General features: G+C 36.0%; 11 protein-coding genes and 1 riboswitch. Of the genes, 3 read left to right on the top strand and 8 right to left on the bottom strand.

Features of this window, described 5'->3' with window-relative positions; translation table 11 throughout:
* Positions 1-882: a prephenate dehydratase gene (locus ACQY29_RS06645; RefSeq protein ID WP_428224450.1), complete on the bottom strand. Its 882-nt coding sequence runs from the start codon at positions 880-882 to the stop codon at positions 1-3.
* 284 nt (positions 883-1,166) lie between these two features.
* On the opposite strand from ACQY29_RS06645, the gene gldA reads away from it, so the two are divergent.
* The 3 genes from gldA to ACQY29_RS06630 are packed head-to-tail and all read left to right on the top strand — an operon-like array spanning position 1,167 to position 3,719.
* On the top strand, positions 1,167-2,060 hold the full coding sequence (gldA, locus tag ACQY29_RS06640) for a gliding motility-associated ABC transporter ATP-binding subunit GldA (protein WP_428224449.1): 894 nt from the start codon (positions 1,167-1,169) through the stop codon (positions 2,058-2,060).
* Between the two features lie 20 nt (positions 2,061-2,080).
* Positions 2,081-2,677 (top strand): hypothetical protein, encoded by a 597-nt coding sequence (locus ACQY29_RS06635; RefSeq protein WP_428224448.1) that lies wholly within the window; start codon positions 2,081-2,083, stop codon positions 2,675-2,677.
* 10 nt (positions 2,678-2,687) lie between these two features.
* On the top strand, positions 2,688-3,719 hold the full coding sequence (locus tag ACQY29_RS06630) for a nucleotidyl transferase AbiEii/AbiGii toxin family protein (RefSeq protein ID WP_428224447.1): 1,032 nt from the start codon (positions 2,688-2,690) through the stop codon (positions 3,717-3,719).
* Positions 3,720-3,740: 21 nt separating this feature from the next.
* On the opposite strand, the gene metF is transcribed toward ACQY29_RS06630, so the two are convergent.
* From metF to ACQY29_RS06595, 7 genes are all read right to left on the bottom strand, one after another.
* Entirely contained in the window at positions 3,741-4,697 is a 957-nt protein-coding gene (gene metF, locus ACQY29_RS06625) for a methylenetetrahydrofolate reductase [NAD(P)H] (protein WP_428224446.1), read from the bottom strand.
* Positions 4,698-4,831: 134 nt separating this feature from the next.
* On the bottom strand, positions 4,832-7,933 hold the full coding sequence (locus ACQY29_RS06620) for a vitamin B12 dependent-methionine synthase activation domain-containing protein (RefSeq protein WP_428224445.1): 3,102 nt from the start codon (positions 7,931-7,933) through the stop codon (positions 4,832-4,834).
* Positions 7,934-7,962: 29 nt separating this feature from the next.
* Positions 7,963-8,994, bottom strand: a complete 1,032-nt coding sequence (locus ACQY29_RS06615; RefSeq protein ID WP_428224444.1) for a homocysteine S-methyltransferase family protein — start codon at positions 8,992-8,994, stop codon at positions 7,963-7,965.
* Between the two features lie 100 nt (positions 8,995-9,094).
* Positions 9,095-9,211, bottom strand: a riboswitch (SAM riboswitch).
* A gap of 291 nt (positions 9,212-9,502) precedes the next feature.
* Positions 9,503-10,600 (bottom strand): aspartate kinase, encoded by a 1,098-nt coding sequence (locus tag ACQY29_RS06610; protein WP_428224443.1) that lies wholly within the window; start codon positions 10,598-10,600, stop codon positions 9,503-9,505.
* Positions 10,581-11,573 carry an alpha/beta fold hydrolase gene (locus ACQY29_RS06605; protein WP_428224442.1) on the bottom strand — a complete coding sequence of 331 codons (993 nt, stop codon included), beginning with the start codon at positions 11,571-11,573 and terminating at the stop codon, positions 10,581-10,583. Before ACQY29_RS06605 ends, ACQY29_RS06610 begins: the two co-directional genes overlap by 20 nt.
* Positions 11,574-12,103: 530 nt before the next feature.
* Positions 12,104-13,591 carry a TSUP family transporter gene (locus tag ACQY29_RS06600; protein WP_428224441.1) on the bottom strand — a complete coding sequence of 496 codons (1,488 nt, stop codon included), beginning with the start codon at positions 13,589-13,591 and terminating at the stop codon, positions 12,104-12,106.
* Between the two features lie 58 nt (positions 13,592-13,649).
* Complete coding sequence (locus tag ACQY29_RS06595; protein ID WP_428224440.1) at positions 13,650-15,293, bottom strand: NADPH-dependent assimilatory sulfite reductase hemoprotein subunit; 1,644 nt, start codon at positions 15,291-15,293, stop codon at positions 13,650-13,652.
* Positions 15,294-15,313 lie beyond the last annotated feature (20 nt).

Genomic DNA, 15,313 nt, shown 5'->3' with positions numbered 1-15,313 from the left:
TTATACTAAAACGATAGCTTGCTCTTTATTTTTATTTTTACAAATTTCACTCACTGGCAACTCTGCAACTGTATAAGTCCCTAACACTTTAAAATGCGTTGTCATAATTTCTAAAATACTACGTGCCTTTTCAAAACAGGCATAGTCTTCAAAAATAACATCCACAAAAAACGAATACTGAAAAGGTTTTTCAATAATAGGCATCGACTGTATTTTAGTCAAATTCAAACCACAGTTGTTCATCACATTCAAAACCGTAGCAAGACTCCCTGGTGTATCATCCAATTCAAATTTTATGGAAGCTTTATTGATAGTACAAACACTTGAAGACGCAGATTCTTTTTCCAAAATCATGAATCGGGTAATACTACTTTCCACCGACTGGACTTCGGGAACCAGAATTTCCAAATCGTACATTTGTGAAGCTGTAGGTCCCGCAAGAGCTGCTACTCCATGTAAATTCCCTGCACGAATTCGCTGGGCCGCGATGGCAGTATCTGAACTTTCAATAACTTTGATATGTTTGTGTTTTTCCAAAAACTTAGCGCATTGTAATAACGCAATAGGATGCGAATGCACTTCGGTAATATCCTCGATACTTTGTCCTGGCAATGCCATAAAATTGAGACTAATTTTCAAAAAATATTCCCCTAACACATGAAATTGGTGCGTATCTATCAAGGCATAATTAGGAATTAACGCTCCAGCAATGGAATTTTCGATAGCCATAACCGCATAGTCAGCCTCTTCCTTTTTCAATTGTTTAGCCACCTCTTTAAATGTCTTACAGGCAACTATTTGGGCATCATTCCCAAAATAAGCATGAGCCACCTGCTGATGGAAAGACCCATTAATTCCTTGAATAGCAACTTTTACACTCATTTTTCACTTTTTTTGAAATTTGAAATTGCATCACAAAAAAAATCCCGACACTGAACAGTATCGGGATTGTATTGTATTGTATATGCAAATTTTTATTTAGCTATAACCATAACAATCCCGACCTCTCTCCAGAAGAAGTAATAAAAATTGTTAAACCATGTAGCTAATTGACGCATTTCTATAATATTGTATTCGGCTAAAGTAGGAATTATTTTTTTAACTGCAAAATGGCGCGCGCTTTTTATTTGAAATTCTTACTTTTGTTTCAAATTTAGCGTTACACCATGTCAATAGAAGTTCAAAATATATCCAAAAATTACGGTTCACAAAAAGCCTTAGATGCTGTTTCATTTACCATCAACAAAGGAGAAATTGTAGGTTTCCTAGGTCCTAATGGTGCTGGAAAATCTACTTTGATGAAAATCCTAACCACCTTTATCAGCGCAGATGGCGGAACGGCCAAAGTCAATGGATATGATGTTACGACACAAGCACTGGAGGTACAAAAATCGGTAGGGTATTTGCCCGAGCATAATCCGTTGTATTTGGATTTATATGTACGTGAATATTTGACTTTTAATGCCGATGTGTATAAAGTAGCGAAAACTCGAATCGACGAAGTGATTGCTTTAACAGGTTTGACACCTGAAGCGCATAAAAAAATTGGGCAACTTTCTAAAGGTTACCGCCAGCGTGTAGGATTGGCCACGGCTTTGTTACACAATCCGGACGTATTGATTTTGGATGAACCCACCACAGGTTTAGACCCAAACCAATTGGTCGAAATTCGTGATTTGATTAAAAACATAGGCAAAGACAAAACAGTTTTTCTATCTACCCACATTATGCAGGAAGTGGAAGCGATTTGCGACCGTGTGATTATCATTAACAAAGGAAAAATTGTTACCGATAACACCATTGAAAACTTGGTTCAAGAAGTGGTCGAACAAGTGATTGAAGTAGCTTTTGACCAAAGTGTAGCAGAATCGCTTTTCCAACAAATCCCTGACCTCACCCAAGCCATAAATAATGACTCGACTTGGGAATTGACTTTTACCACCCACGAAGACCGCAGAACACAAGTGTTTGACTTTGCACAAGCCAATGGTTTGAAAATTCTTCAGCTTTCGTTGAAGAGCAAGAACTTGGAAAGTGTGTTTAGGGAGAAGACGAAATAAGAAACTTTAATCCCTAAATTTTGAAAGAAAAAATACCATTTGAAATACACATAACAATTGATGATTTGTCTTTAGTTCGCCAAGGTACTTTCATAGATTTTTGTAAAGAGTACCAAGGGAAACCATTATTTATTGAATTACATACAGGTGATTTTATCAAACAACCTATGTTTAATAAAATAATTTATTCTAACAATTTTGAAGAAATTATTAACGCAGTAGCAGATATATCCCAATTACTCCTTACACAGAATTTTATTCCAAAAAGGGTGAAAATTGAAATCCCCTCGGAATTTCATACAAATGCAAGTAATATAACAACTAATTCAGAAACCTATTTTGAATGGCATTGTAAAATCAAGTATGAAAAAATAGAAAAATTATTAGCTTTATGTGAAAAACACAAAGTACATTTATCTAAAAACTCATTAAGAAACGAAAACAATATCCGATTTATAACTTTGAGAGAATCCCATTCAAAATCAACCTTCGAGAAAAGAATAAATTCCCTAAAAAAAGAACTCATTGAAGGCAAATGGTTAATTCTAAAAGAGCAATTTGAATTTTGCATTTACGACAATAACATGATTTTAGACAACGGATGGCTACCTAATTAACTTTAAAAAGATGAATAACAATAACAATACTTTAAGAGAGCTTAAAGCTTATGAAGCATTTATAAGAAGAGCTTCAGAAATAAATTTACCATTTATGCTTAAAGGTAGCTATGTCACTCGTCAATATTTTAAAAACCCTAGTGACAGAATTCCTGCTGATTTAGACTGGATATATCTAGAACCTCTTGAGAATGAAAAAATCGCAAAAGAAAAATTCAATGAATGGGCTACGCTAGTCACAGAACTTCAATTAGACGACAACATCCAATATCGAAGTTTTAGAGAAAATGAATTTTGGCGCATGATTGATTATGCCATGGCTGATGATTTCCCTACTGTTAATACTGATTTAAGATGCACAATTGATGGTCAAGTTTTAGATTTTACAATGGATATCTCATTTAACTTACCAATTGAACAACCTCCTGTACCTATCATGTACACACCCTTAGAAGGAAAACCTTTCTTGATACCTTGTACAGCACCTATCAGCCTACAAGTTTCATGGAAAATCCATCAGACTTTAGTTAGACCTAGATTTAAAGATTTATTCGACCTAATACACTTAGTTCAGCATCCGTCTTTTGACTCTGTCAATTTAGAGAAATCTTTTCAAGCTTTAATAAATGAATGTATTGCTGACAATGTTGATTTTAACAAAATAAAATACTTTTTAAATTACGATTTAAACAAATTATTCCCCAACAACAAAATTGAAGAAGCTTGGAAATATTGGCGACATAATAACAATAACTATGACTACAGAGACATTCTTTACTACGAACGTGCTAATGACATAACAGACGAAACAAAACTCCCATCGAAACTCAATGATTTTATTACTATTTTCAAAAACCACATGATTAAAGCAGGTTTCGACTTACATCTATTAGAAAAACTCCCTTCAAAACCAATAAAACACGAAACAACTCAAAAAGAAACCCAAGATAAGATTTACCAAAACACTTCTTTTGACAAACCAACTAGCAATACTTCATTTTGGACAACTATTAAAAAACTAATTTCAAAAATGATGATTTAACAACACTCATTCTTACAAAACCTAAAAAATCTCCCCCGCAATCGCCTTAATATTCTCTGCTTTTCCCATAGAATAATAATGCAAAACGGGAATACCTGCTTTGACTAATTCTTTACTTTGCTGAATACACCACTCGATACCAATTTGTTTTACTGCTTCGTTGTCTTTGGCTTTTACCACTGCCATAATCAAATCATCGGGTAAATCAACTTTAAAGCGATGCGGAATTAAATTCAGTTGTTTTTTGGTCGCGATGGGTTTTAATCCAGGAATGATAGGCACGGTAATCCCTGCATTACGGCATTTTTCAACGTATTCAAAAAACTTTTGATTGTCAAAAAACATTTGGGTAATGATATAATCGGCACCGTTTTTTATTTTCTGTTTCATGAAATAAATATCGCTATCCATACTCGGTGCTTCCATGTGTTTTTCGGGATAACCCGCAACCCCAATGCAAAAATCGGTCGCATTGGTATTTTGCAAGTCGGCATCCAAATAAATCCCTTTATTCAAATTATTAATTTGGGTGACCAACTCCGTGGCATAGGCATTCCCTTCTTTTTCGGGTTTGAAATAAATTTCACTTTTCACGGCATCCCCTCGCAATGCCACAACGTTATCAATCCCTAGGAAATCTAAATCAATCAATAGATTTTCGGTATCTTCTTTAGTAAACCCACCACATAAAATATGCGGAATAGCATCTACATTATACTTGTTTTGAATCCCAGCACAAATACCCACCGTCCCAGGGCGTTTTTTTACAATTTTCTTTTGCAACAAGCCGTTTGCCAATTCTTTGAATTCGTATTCTTCTCGGTGATAAGTCACATCAATAAACGGTGGATTAAACTCCATTAAAGGGTCAATCCCGTCAAAAATACATTGGATGTTTTGCCCTTTTAAAGGTGGCAATATTTCGAAGGAAAATTGTGTTTTCCCGTTTGCTTTTTCTATGTGTTCGGTTACTTTCATAAGTCAGCCCCCTTGTCAAAGCCTCCCCAACCCCTCCAAAGGAGGGGCTTGCTGGAACGCACAACTACCAAGAGGCAATAGTTTTTATCATTAATAATTTTTATAAGGCTCTAAATCCCTCCCCTTGGGGGAGGTTAGGAGGGGCTTATATTAGGCGCTAGCCACTTCGTTGCTTCTTCTATAGAAATCCCTCGACGTTTGGCGTAATCTTCGACTTGGTCTTGTTTTATTTTTCCTAACCCAAAGTATTTACTTTGCGGATTGGCAAAATAATACCCCGACACAGAGGAAGCTGGCCACATCGCCATACTTTCGGTTAATTTGACTCCTATTTGGTTTTCTACATCCAATAACTTCCAAATGATTGGTTTTTCCAAATGGTCTGGACAAGCTGGGTAGCCTGGAGCAGGTCGGATTCCTTTATAGGATTCTTTAATTAATTCTTCGTTAGTCAAATTTTCATCGGAAGCATAACCCCAGATTTCTTTTCGCACTTTTTCGTGCAAATATTCCGCAAATGCTTCAGCAAAACGGTCCCCTAATGCTTTAACTAAAATTGAATTATAATCATCCAATTGCTGTTCGTATTCCTTTGCTTTTTCATCGACGCCAAAACCTGTGGTCACACAAAAACAGCCTATATAATCTTGTTTACCCGATTCTTTTGGCGCTATAAAATCGGCTAAAGCAATATTAGGAGCACCAGCCGTTTTTTGGGATTGTTGACGTAATGTTAAATGATGGATGATGGATGATGGATGCTTGACCTCAATATCATCATCATTAACTGTATTTGCGGGAAAAATTCCCAAAATCCCTTTTGCTGTAAACCATTTTTCAGAAATGATTTTTTCCAACATATTCTGTGCATCCAAAAACAAATTTGTGGCTTGTTTACCTACTACTTCATCTGTCAAAATCGCTGGATATTTCCCATACAATTCCCAAGATTGAAAAAATGGTGTCCAATCTATATAACTTACCAACTCTGACAATTCAACATCTATTGTTTTTGTCCCAACAAAATTAGGTTTTGCAGGCTGATAAGAATCCCAATCAATTTGAAATTTATTTTTACGAGCTTCTTCAATTGAAAGAAAATTCTTTTCTCTACTTCTATTTAAATAACCATCACGTAAAGTATCATACTCTTTACGCAGTGATTTTGCATATTCATCTTTGACATCTTCCTGCAATAAATTAGAAGCTACCGTTACTGCTCTAGACGCATCGTTAACATGAACTACGGTTGATTGGTATTCAGGTGCAATTTTCACAGCGGTATGCGCGCGTGATGTGGTTGCCCCTCCTATCATTACAGGAATTTTGATATTTAATTTATCTAATTCTTTTGCTAAATACACCATTTCGTCAAGCGAAGGTGTAATCAATCCGCTTAAACCAATAATATCTACCTTTTCTTTGATAGCGGTATCAATAATTTTTTCAGGCGGCACCATCACCCCTAAATCGATTATTTCAAAATTATTACAAGCTAATACTACCGAAACAATATTTTTACCTATATCGTGTACATCACCCTTTACAGTTGCCATCAAAATCTTGCCGGACTTGCCAGCCCCCCCCGCCCCCGAAGGGGGAGCTACTAACGGTGTGTTCAATTCTTTACCTATAATTTCAATAGTTTGAAAAAGATTGTTTAAAACCTCATCATTTTTAAATCTTATAACCTTAAAACCTTTTGATTCAAGCCATTCGGTTCTGAATCTATCGTGTTCAATTTGTTCCTTATTATTATGCACAGCTCCATCTACCTCAATAACTAATTGCTTTTCAAGACATACAAAATCAACAATATATTCACCAATGATATGTTGTCTTCTAAATTTAAAACCGTCAACACCTTTGTCAGAAAGCACGTTCCAAAGCATTTTCTCCGCTTCCGTTGGGTTATTGCGCATTGCTTTCGCACTTTCTTTCAACTTAGCATATAAAGTTGGACTCGCAGTTTTCCACGTCTGCTTGTCAACTCCCCCTTCGGGGGTTGGGGGGCTTATATACGGCATTAAGTATGCCACTGCCTTTTTCATAACTCGGGCTGACTTTACCACTTGAGGCAAAAACATTTTACCTGAACCAAATAAATCACCAACTACATTCATCCCATTCATCAAATGATTTTCAATCACTTCAATAGGACGAGCAACTTGTTGTCGAGCTTCTTCAACATCTATTTCTATAAATTCATCTAATCCTTTTACCAAAGAATGCGTTAAACGTTCTTGAACAGAGCCATTTCGCCATGGAGCCTCTCCCCCAGCCCCTCTCCGAAGGAGAGGAGAGCCGTCGCCTTTAATACGCTCCGCATATTCTAATAATCTTTCGGTCGCGTCATCCCGTCTATCTAAGAGAACATCTTCTACGTGTTCTAACAATTCTTTATCAATCTCATCATAAATCTCAAGCATTTCTGGATTTACAATACCCATCGTCATTCCGTGATTGATGGCGTGATACAAGAATGCTGAATGCATGGCTTCACGTACTTTGTCATTTCCTCTAAATGAAAAGGAAACATTACTTACCCCACCCGAAATATTTGCGTACGGAAGATTTTCGCGAATCCATTTTGTAGCTAAAAAGAAATCAATGGCATTACGGCGATGCTCTTCCATTCCGGTGGCGACGGGAAAAATGTTGGGGTCAAAAATGATATCTTCAGCAGGAAAACCAACTTTTTCAACTAAAACATCATAAGACCGCTTACAAATTTCGATACGACGCTCATAAGTATCAGCCTGACCCACTTCATCAAAGGCCATTACAATAACCGCAGCCCCATAGCGTTTAATCAGTTTAGCGTGATGTATAAATGTTTCCTCTCCTTCTTTCAAAGAAATAGAATTCACCACACCTTTCCCTTGAATCACTTTAAGTCCTGCCTCGATAATTTCCCATTTGGAACTATCAATCATCACAGGAACACGAGCAATATCAGGTTCGGCAGCTATAAGGTTTAGGAATTTAGTCATAGCAAACACACCGTCCAACATTCCTTCGTCCATATTCACATCAATGATTTGCGCACCACCTTCTACTTGCGCACGTGCGATATCAAGCGCTTCATCGTATTTCTCTTCTTTAATTAATCGAAGAAATTTACGAGAACCCGTAACATTAGTACGCTCACCTACATTTACAAAAATGGAATCTTCATTTATGAAAAGAGGCTCTAAACCAGATAACTGTAAATTTATTTTATTCTTCCTTGACATTTTATTTAACTTCCCCTTCTACAAATCATTTATACTAAAACTTTGGCTGCACGTGGCTTAAATTCTTTTACTACTTCAGCAATTAATTTAATATGTTCAGGTGTTGTTCCGCAACAACCTCCAATAATATTCACTAAATTCTCATCTAAATACTCCCTAATGAGATGTTGCATTTCTTCTGCTGTTTGGTCATATTGCCCAAATGCATTTGGCAACCCCGCATTTGGGTGTGCTGAAATATTAAGTTGGGTATTATGCGCTAATCTTTTCAAATAAGGCTTCAATTGGTCAGCTCCTAAAGCACAATTGAAACCAATACTTAATAAAGGAATATGCTGAATCGAAATTAAAAAAGCCTCTACGGTTTGCCCAGACAAGGTTCTTCCAGAAGCATCAGTAATTGTACCAGAAACCATTACAGGTATATCTAAATTACGCTCTTCCTTTACATCTTCAATCGCAAACAAAGCCGCTTTTGCATTTAACGTATCGAAAATAGTTTCCACCAAAAGTATATCGGCACCTCCATCTATAAGTGCTTCTACTTGTTGACGATACGCTATTTTTAAATCATCAAAAGTTACGGCTCTATACCCCGGGTCATTGACATCAGGTGACATAGATGCCGTTCTGTTTGTAGGTCCAATTGAACCCGCTACAAAACGAGGCTTATCTGTAAACTCATCGGCTACTTCGCGAGCAATTTTAGCCGATTGAAAATTTAATTCATAGACCAAATCCTCCATGTGGTAATCAGCCATTCCAATGGTAGTTCCTGAAAACGTATTGGTTTCGACAATATCAGCACCAGCTTGAAAATACAAACGATGCACCTCTTTTACAGCCTCAGGTTGTGTGAGGGACAATAAATCATTGTTCCCTTTTAAAGGATGCGGAAAATCTTTGAAGCGTTCGCCTCTAAAATCTTCCTCCTCAAACTTATAACGCTGCAACATGGTTCCCATTGCGCCATCGAGCACAAGGATGCGTTGCTTTAAAATATCTTGAAGGAGCCCCCTAGCCCCCAATGGGGGAACAGCGTCATGTTGAAAATTACTCATATTCTTTCTTATCATTCTAGTTGAATGGTATACCATTGAAATTTTGACTACAAAAAATGCTCATGAAAGATGTTATCCTGAAGTGGGAGGAAAAAGACAAAAGTTATCTTTTCTATATATTAAATCAATTATATACAGATAGAATGTAGCACCTTTCCAAATTGGGAGGTTGCTAAGCGTTCGTTGGGTCTATTCCCTCCCGCTTTCTTGATAACAACAATAAACTTATGAACAGGGCAAAGATAACTAGCACAATTTTAAAAAGAAAATTATTCATAATTTTACTAATTATCCTTAAAGTTAACTATGTTTTTTCTGCTAAATTTAATTTTTACAAAATATTTTCCAACACTAAAAAACAAATATGGATTTATTTATAGCAAAAACACCGTAAGCGTTTCATGTTTAAAAGTTATTTAAAACACAAACTGACATTCTTTTTTACGAATCAGTATTCCTAAATCATTAAATCTTCATTCTCTTTCACATTGAAATTAAAATCATAAAACTAAACCTCAACACCCTCCCTTACTTTGAGTTGTTCGGCTAATTTAAGTACATCAGCTAAAACGCCACGAGCGGTTACTTGCTTACCAGCACCTGCACCTTGTATGACCATAGGAATAGCTCCATACGAATCCGAATAGATTTCGATTAAATTATCAGCACCTCGCAATTGTCCCAAAGCTGAACTGGCTGGAACCGAAACTAATTTGACCGACAATTCTTTTTTCAAAACATCAAAATCACCTACATAACGCAGTACATGTCCTTCTTTTTGTACATTTTTTTTATTTTCAAATACTGCGTCCAAAAGCACTTTTGATTTATTATAATGTTTTACAGATAGAGTTGCCATCTCCTCCGGTGCAAGCGATTGAATTTTAATATCTGAAAATTCAAAATCATACCCCAACTCACGAGCAAGAATGAGAAGTTTACGAGCGACATCATTTCCACTCAAATCCTCACGAGAATCGTGTTCTGTCAAGCCAGCTAGTTCAGCGTCTATTAAAATTTCAGAAAAAGAACGGTCTTCCTGTCCAAAACGATTAAAAACATAGCTAATCGTACCCGAAAAAACACCTCTAATTTTAGTGATTTTTTCTCCAGCTAAATGCAAATCTTGAATCGTTTGAACGACTGGTAAACCAGCTCCTACATTGGTTTCATAAAGAAAAAGTCTATCAAATTTCTTTAATTGACGTCGTAATTCTTTATAAAAATCAAAATGAATTGTATTTGCCTTTTTATTGGCAGAAACTATGTGAAATCCATTTTGAACCAAAGGAATATAACGTTTTATAATATCTGAACTTGCAGTTGCGTCTACTACAATTAGGTTTTCCAATCCATTATTTATCACATAATCAAAAATAGCATCCAAATGAAAAGGGACTGCATTCTTAGAAAAGTCGGCTTCCCATTGATTTCTAACTCCTTCTTTTTCATAAAAAGCAACTGTAGAATTCGTAATTATAGGAATCCGTAAATCGATATTACGTTGTTCCAGAAAAAACTGCTGGCTTTCTAATACTTGCTGGATGAATGTACTTCCTACATTTCCTATTCCAAACAAAATAACATTAACTCTGATAACTGACATTTTTAGTTGTTTTTAAATTAAAAATTGGCAATAAAAGTTGCCCTAATTGTTCATATTCTATCAAAAAAGCATCATGCCCATGGACCGAATTAAGGGTATGAAGAAAAAGCTTTTCATATTTTGTACTAAAGCGCTGATGTAAATTCATATTTTCATAAGCCATAAAAAGCCCATCAGAATCAATAGTTATTTGATGAATCACCGCAGTGGTTTCATTAAAAAAAGATTCAAGAGCAACATCATCTACAAATTGCCCAATTGTTTTCAACAAATGATTCATTAATTTATAAGCCGAGAGAGAAAAACGTATTCCTAATGTTTGCCCATGAAAATCCAACCACTTTTCAACAGCATACGTCCCTTTAATTTGTTCCTTTTGAAATTTCAAATCGATAGCTAGCGGGCTACGATAAAGCATCATAGCCTGTTTACGAGCATCTTCAACTGGAAAAGCAGAATGGTTCAATATATCATCTTGAATTTTTACCTGAGCGATTAACCAATCATTAGCTTTATAATTAGATGCGATAGGAATAACATATTTTATAGCCTTAGGTCTCAAAAAAGCCATTTCCCAAGCAATACCTCCACCCAAACTTCCACCTAATAATGCGAAAATTTCGTGAACATCAATTGTATCAAGACCTTCCCAAAAAATCTTAGCGATATCCCGTGTTGAAAAATCTTGATAGTTTTGTATTTGAAAGGAGTCTGTATAGCCATTCCCAGGAATATTGAAAACAATAACCGTAAACAAATTCAAATCAATCACCTTATTATAATCTACGATACTTTTCCACCATCCTTTTTCACCGCTTATATTAGAGTTTCCCGTAAGTGCATGGTTAATCACAACCACTGGAGCAACTCCCAGAGGCGGACCAAACACTTGATAACTTAAAGGAAGGTAGGAAACAATTTTCTCCGTCTCTAACTTAAAATTAAATACATCTATTTTATGAATATCAGCCATTAAAAAAAGTTTTTTTACATATTTTCATCCTATAACTTTGTAAACAAAAGCCCCTTTGGAAGTATTACCAAAAGGACTTATAAACACAAACAACCAAGATTTAAGTCTTTATATACTGGTAATAGCTAGGTGCCGCACAACAGCACATCATATAGTAGCAACACATCACTTTTTTTATTGTTAACATCTCTTATTCTTTTAAATTAGGCACAAAAAAAACCTCTGCGAGGCAGAGGTTATAGAAATCACAAATACTTATGCAATACTCACCCCTGCGGAAACTTCCACATCATAAAATCCATATTGCAAATTGTTGTACTCATTTTATTTTTTACTTTTTTACACAGGACAAACTTAGATACTTTTTCTGTATAAATAAAATTTTCAGATTATTTTTCTGAATTTTGTTAAAAAAAATCATTAAAATAGATTTACTTACTTAAAAAAGAAATAAAGAGCATTTAAAAAACTAGAAAATAGAATTGTTATAGAATTTGGTTTTCACCCTAGACAAGCAAACTATCTATAAATTAACAAATTATCCCTAAAATCTCCAAAATATGCACTTTAGAAATCATAATTTTCAAACTCCAAACTATAACCAATAAAGCCACTAATAGCAAAGCTGTTCGTAGCGGAATTTTCCCTACAAGCTTGGCCGCCAATGGTGCGGCTAGAGAACCTCCAAGAATTAAACCTGCTATAATATACCAGTGACTAACTCCTATCGCTAAAAAGAATGTTACAGAAACGGCTAGCGTCACAAAAAACTCCGCTAAACTTACGGTTCCAATTACATATTTAGATTTTTTCCCTAATGACAACAAGGTAGAAGTAACAATAGGTCCCCAACCACCTCCTGAGAAAGCATCTAAAAATCCTCCAGAAAACCCTAATACTCCTGTGGCAACGCTTTTTTTACGTTCTAACGGTTTACGGCGTAACGCTAGTCGTAACAAATTTAAGCCCATTATCATTGTATAGGCAGATAAAAGCATATAGGTCTCTTTTTCGTAAGTCTTCCCTAGATATACCAATAGTAAAGCTCCAGCTACAGCTCCTATAACCCCTGGCACTGCCAACCAAAACAACAGTCGTTTATTCACATTGCCGAAACGATAGTGCGAATATCCGCTGATGCCACTAGAAAACATTTCGGCGGTATGTATACTTCCACTTATAGCTGTCAAGTTCACCCCAAACAGCATCATACTGGTCGAACAAGTTAATCCATAGCCTAATCCTACAGCTCCATCAACCAATTGTGCAAAGAAACCTACAGCCAACATGATATAAAAAGCAGATGGTATTTGACTTGTAAAATCAAGCATTTGGTGAATAGAAACAATCCCCGAAAATCCGTAGCCTACAAAAACGGCAAAAAACACAATGGATAGTTGGAACGCTAATCGTTGGTATTTTTTATTGGCTTTTTTCTCTTTTTTAGGATTTAATGCTTGAGTAGCTTGGTTTAGCACCTCTAATTTTTCTTGAAAATCGCCTTTTAAAGAATCTCGTAAAGCATTTAAACTGTCTAAATTTTCTTCTATAGAATCCGGAACAACATCGGTAAAAAATTCACGCATTCTACGGGCTAACACAGGCGATTTCCCATTGGTAGAAATAGCAATTTTCATATTCCCTTTATTGACTATTGACCCTAAATAAAAGTCGCATAAATCAGGTTGGTCAGCAGCATTGACTAAAATTTGCCTTTGATTGGCCAACGTTTTAATGCTCGCATTCACTTCTTTATCATTAGTGGCTGCAATGACAAAATCGATATTTTCTAAATCAGATTCCTGAAAGGCTCTTTCTTCAAATTGTATAGAAGGTTCGTTTTTGAGTTTTAATAACGTAGTATCAAAAATTTCTTTGCCCACTAATTTGATGGAAACATTCGGATTTTGTTTTAATAATGTTTCGGTTTTTTCTAATGCTACATTACCCCCGCCTACGATAAGAAATCGCTTACTTTCGGTTTTTAAAAAAATGGGAAAAAGTGTGTTGTTGTCCATAAATAATTTCGTTTATTTAGACCTAACAGGTTTTGGAGACCTGTTAGGTCTGACACTTTTAATTTAATATCACTCGATTAGCGTAATCCCCAAAGGTTTCGCCTTCTTGTTTCTCTTGGATGTAGCGTCCTAGCAAGACATCTATTTCTGCTAAGATTTGGGATTCGGTTTGTTTTTCTTTGTATAATTTATTTAAACGTAATCCATAACGGTCACCTCCTAACATAAAGTTATATTGTTCAGGACCTGTACCTATGAAACCTAGTTCGGCTACATACGGACGACCACAACCATTAGGACAGCCTGTCATACGTATGGTCAATGCATCTTCAGATAAGCCGTGTTTTGCCAAAAGCGGTTCAATTTTAGTCACTAAAACAGGTAAATAACGTTGTGCTTCAGCAAGAGCCAACGGACAAGTAGGCATTGCCACACACGCCATTGAACTTTTACGAATGTTACTTACGTTTTCCTCTATATCGTATTTGCTCAATAAAGCCTCGACTTTTGCTTTGTTTTTCGTTGAAATTTCGCCTAATAACAAGTTTTGGTTACCTGTAAAAATGAAATTATTGACATTCAACTGTGCCAATTCATATAAAAAGGCTTTTTGCTCAGGTTTTACTACGCCGTGTTCTACAAAAAGGGTATAATACCATTGTTTGTCGGCGCTTTGTTCCCAACCATAACGATCATTACGCTCGGTAAACGTGTAAGGACGTGCAGGTTCTAATTGGAATCCGATGCGTTTTTCTAGTTCCGCTTTGAAACCTTCTACTGTCATTTTATCGACAGTATATTTTAAACGAGACAACTTACGCTCTACACGGTTTCCAAAATCACGTTGCACTGTTAATACCTCATACACCGCTTTTAAGGTTTTTTCTTCGGTATCTGTAAACCCTAACACATCACCTAAACGTGGATACGTCGAAGCATTTCCGTGGGTTGTTCCTAAACCACCTCCAACAACGATATTGAATCCTTTTAATTCGTTGTTTTCGATAATGGCAATTAGTCCTAAATCGTTAGTAAACAAATCGACATCATTACTAGGTGGAATCGCAATCGCAATTTTGAATTTACGAGGCAGGTATCTGTTTTCATACAACGGATCAGCTTCTGCCGAACGCTCATAAATTTTTTCTCCGCCGATAAATACTTCGTAATACGCTTGTGTTTTAGGTAACAAAAGCGTTGAAATTTTATCGGCATACGCGTGAATTTGTGCGTGTAGCGGAGACAACTGCGGATGCGAACTAGCAATTACATTTCGGTTTACGTCGCCACACGCTGCAATAGAATCTAATTGTGCTAGATTGAATCCTTGAATCGTTGGGCGCAATTCGTGTTTTAATAATCCGTGTAACTGTACCGTTTGGCGAGTGGTAATTTTTAAGGTTCCTGTTCCGTACTGTTCTGATATGTTATGTAAGGCGATCCATTTTTCGGCATTGATAATTCCGCCTGGAATACGTAAACGAATCATAAACGAATATAATTTGTCTAATTTTTTCGCTGCTCTTTCCGCTCTACGGTCACGATCATCTTGTACATACATTCCGTGAAACTTTACTAGTGTTTCATCGTCTGGTCGCACATTTCCTGTGTGGTTATCGATATCGATACTTTCTTTTAGCGTACCTCTTAATCCGTCGCTATTGATTTTTATATATTCTACTGGTGATAATTTGTCGCTCATTTTCTTTTAATTAGCCCCCT

This window comes from Flavobacterium sp. (assembly GCF_965262375.1).
In the GTDB taxonomy this organism is placed as follows: Bacteria; Bacteroidota; Bacteroidia; order Flavobacteriales; family Flavobacteriaceae; genus Flavobacterium.
The sequence above is the reverse complement of the archived record's forward strand: the minus strand, read 5'-3'. Positions and strand labels throughout refer to the sequence as shown.

What these genes read in the sequence shown, in the direction of transcription:
- ACQY29_RS06645 (WP_428224450.1), bottom strand. Translation starts at nt 882, where the DNA reads ATGAGTGTAAAAGTTGCTATTCAAGGAATTAATGGGTCTTTCCATCAG.
- gldA (WP_428224449.1), top strand. Translation starts at nt 1,167, where the DNA reads ATGTCAATAGAAGTTCAAAATATATCCAAAAATTACGGTTCACAAAAA.
- ACQY29_RS06630 (WP_428224447.1), top strand. Translation starts at nt 2,688, where the DNA reads ATGAATAACAATAACAATACTTTAAGAGAGCTTAAAGCTTATGAAGCA.
- metF (WP_428224446.1), bottom strand. Translation starts at nt 4,697, where the DNA reads ATGAAAGTAACCGAACACATAGAAAAAGCAAACGGGAAAACACAATTT.
- ACQY29_RS06620 (WP_428224445.1), bottom strand. Translation starts at nt 7,933, where the DNA reads ATGTCAAGGAAGAATAAAATAAATTTACAGTTATCTGGTTTAGAGCCT.
- ACQY29_RS06615 (WP_428224444.1), bottom strand. Translation starts at nt 8,994, where the DNA reads ATGAGTAATTTTCAACATGACGCTGTTCCCCCATTGGGGGCTAGGGGG.
- ACQY29_RS06610 (WP_428224443.1), bottom strand. Translation starts at nt 10,600, where the DNA reads ATGTCAGTTATCAGAGTTAATGTTATTTTGTTTGGAATAGGAAATGTA.
- ACQY29_RS06605 (WP_428224442.1), bottom strand. Translation starts at nt 11,573, where the DNA reads ATGGCTGATATTCATAAAATAGATGTATTTAATTTTAAGTTAGAGACG.
- ACQY29_RS06600 (WP_428224441.1), bottom strand. Translation starts at nt 13,591, where the DNA reads ATGGACAACAACACACTTTTTCCCATTTTTTTAAAAACCGAAAGTAAG.
- ACQY29_RS06595 (WP_428224440.1), bottom strand. Translation starts at nt 15,293, where the DNA reads ATGAGCGACAAATTATCACCAGTAGAATATATAAAAATCAATAGCGAC.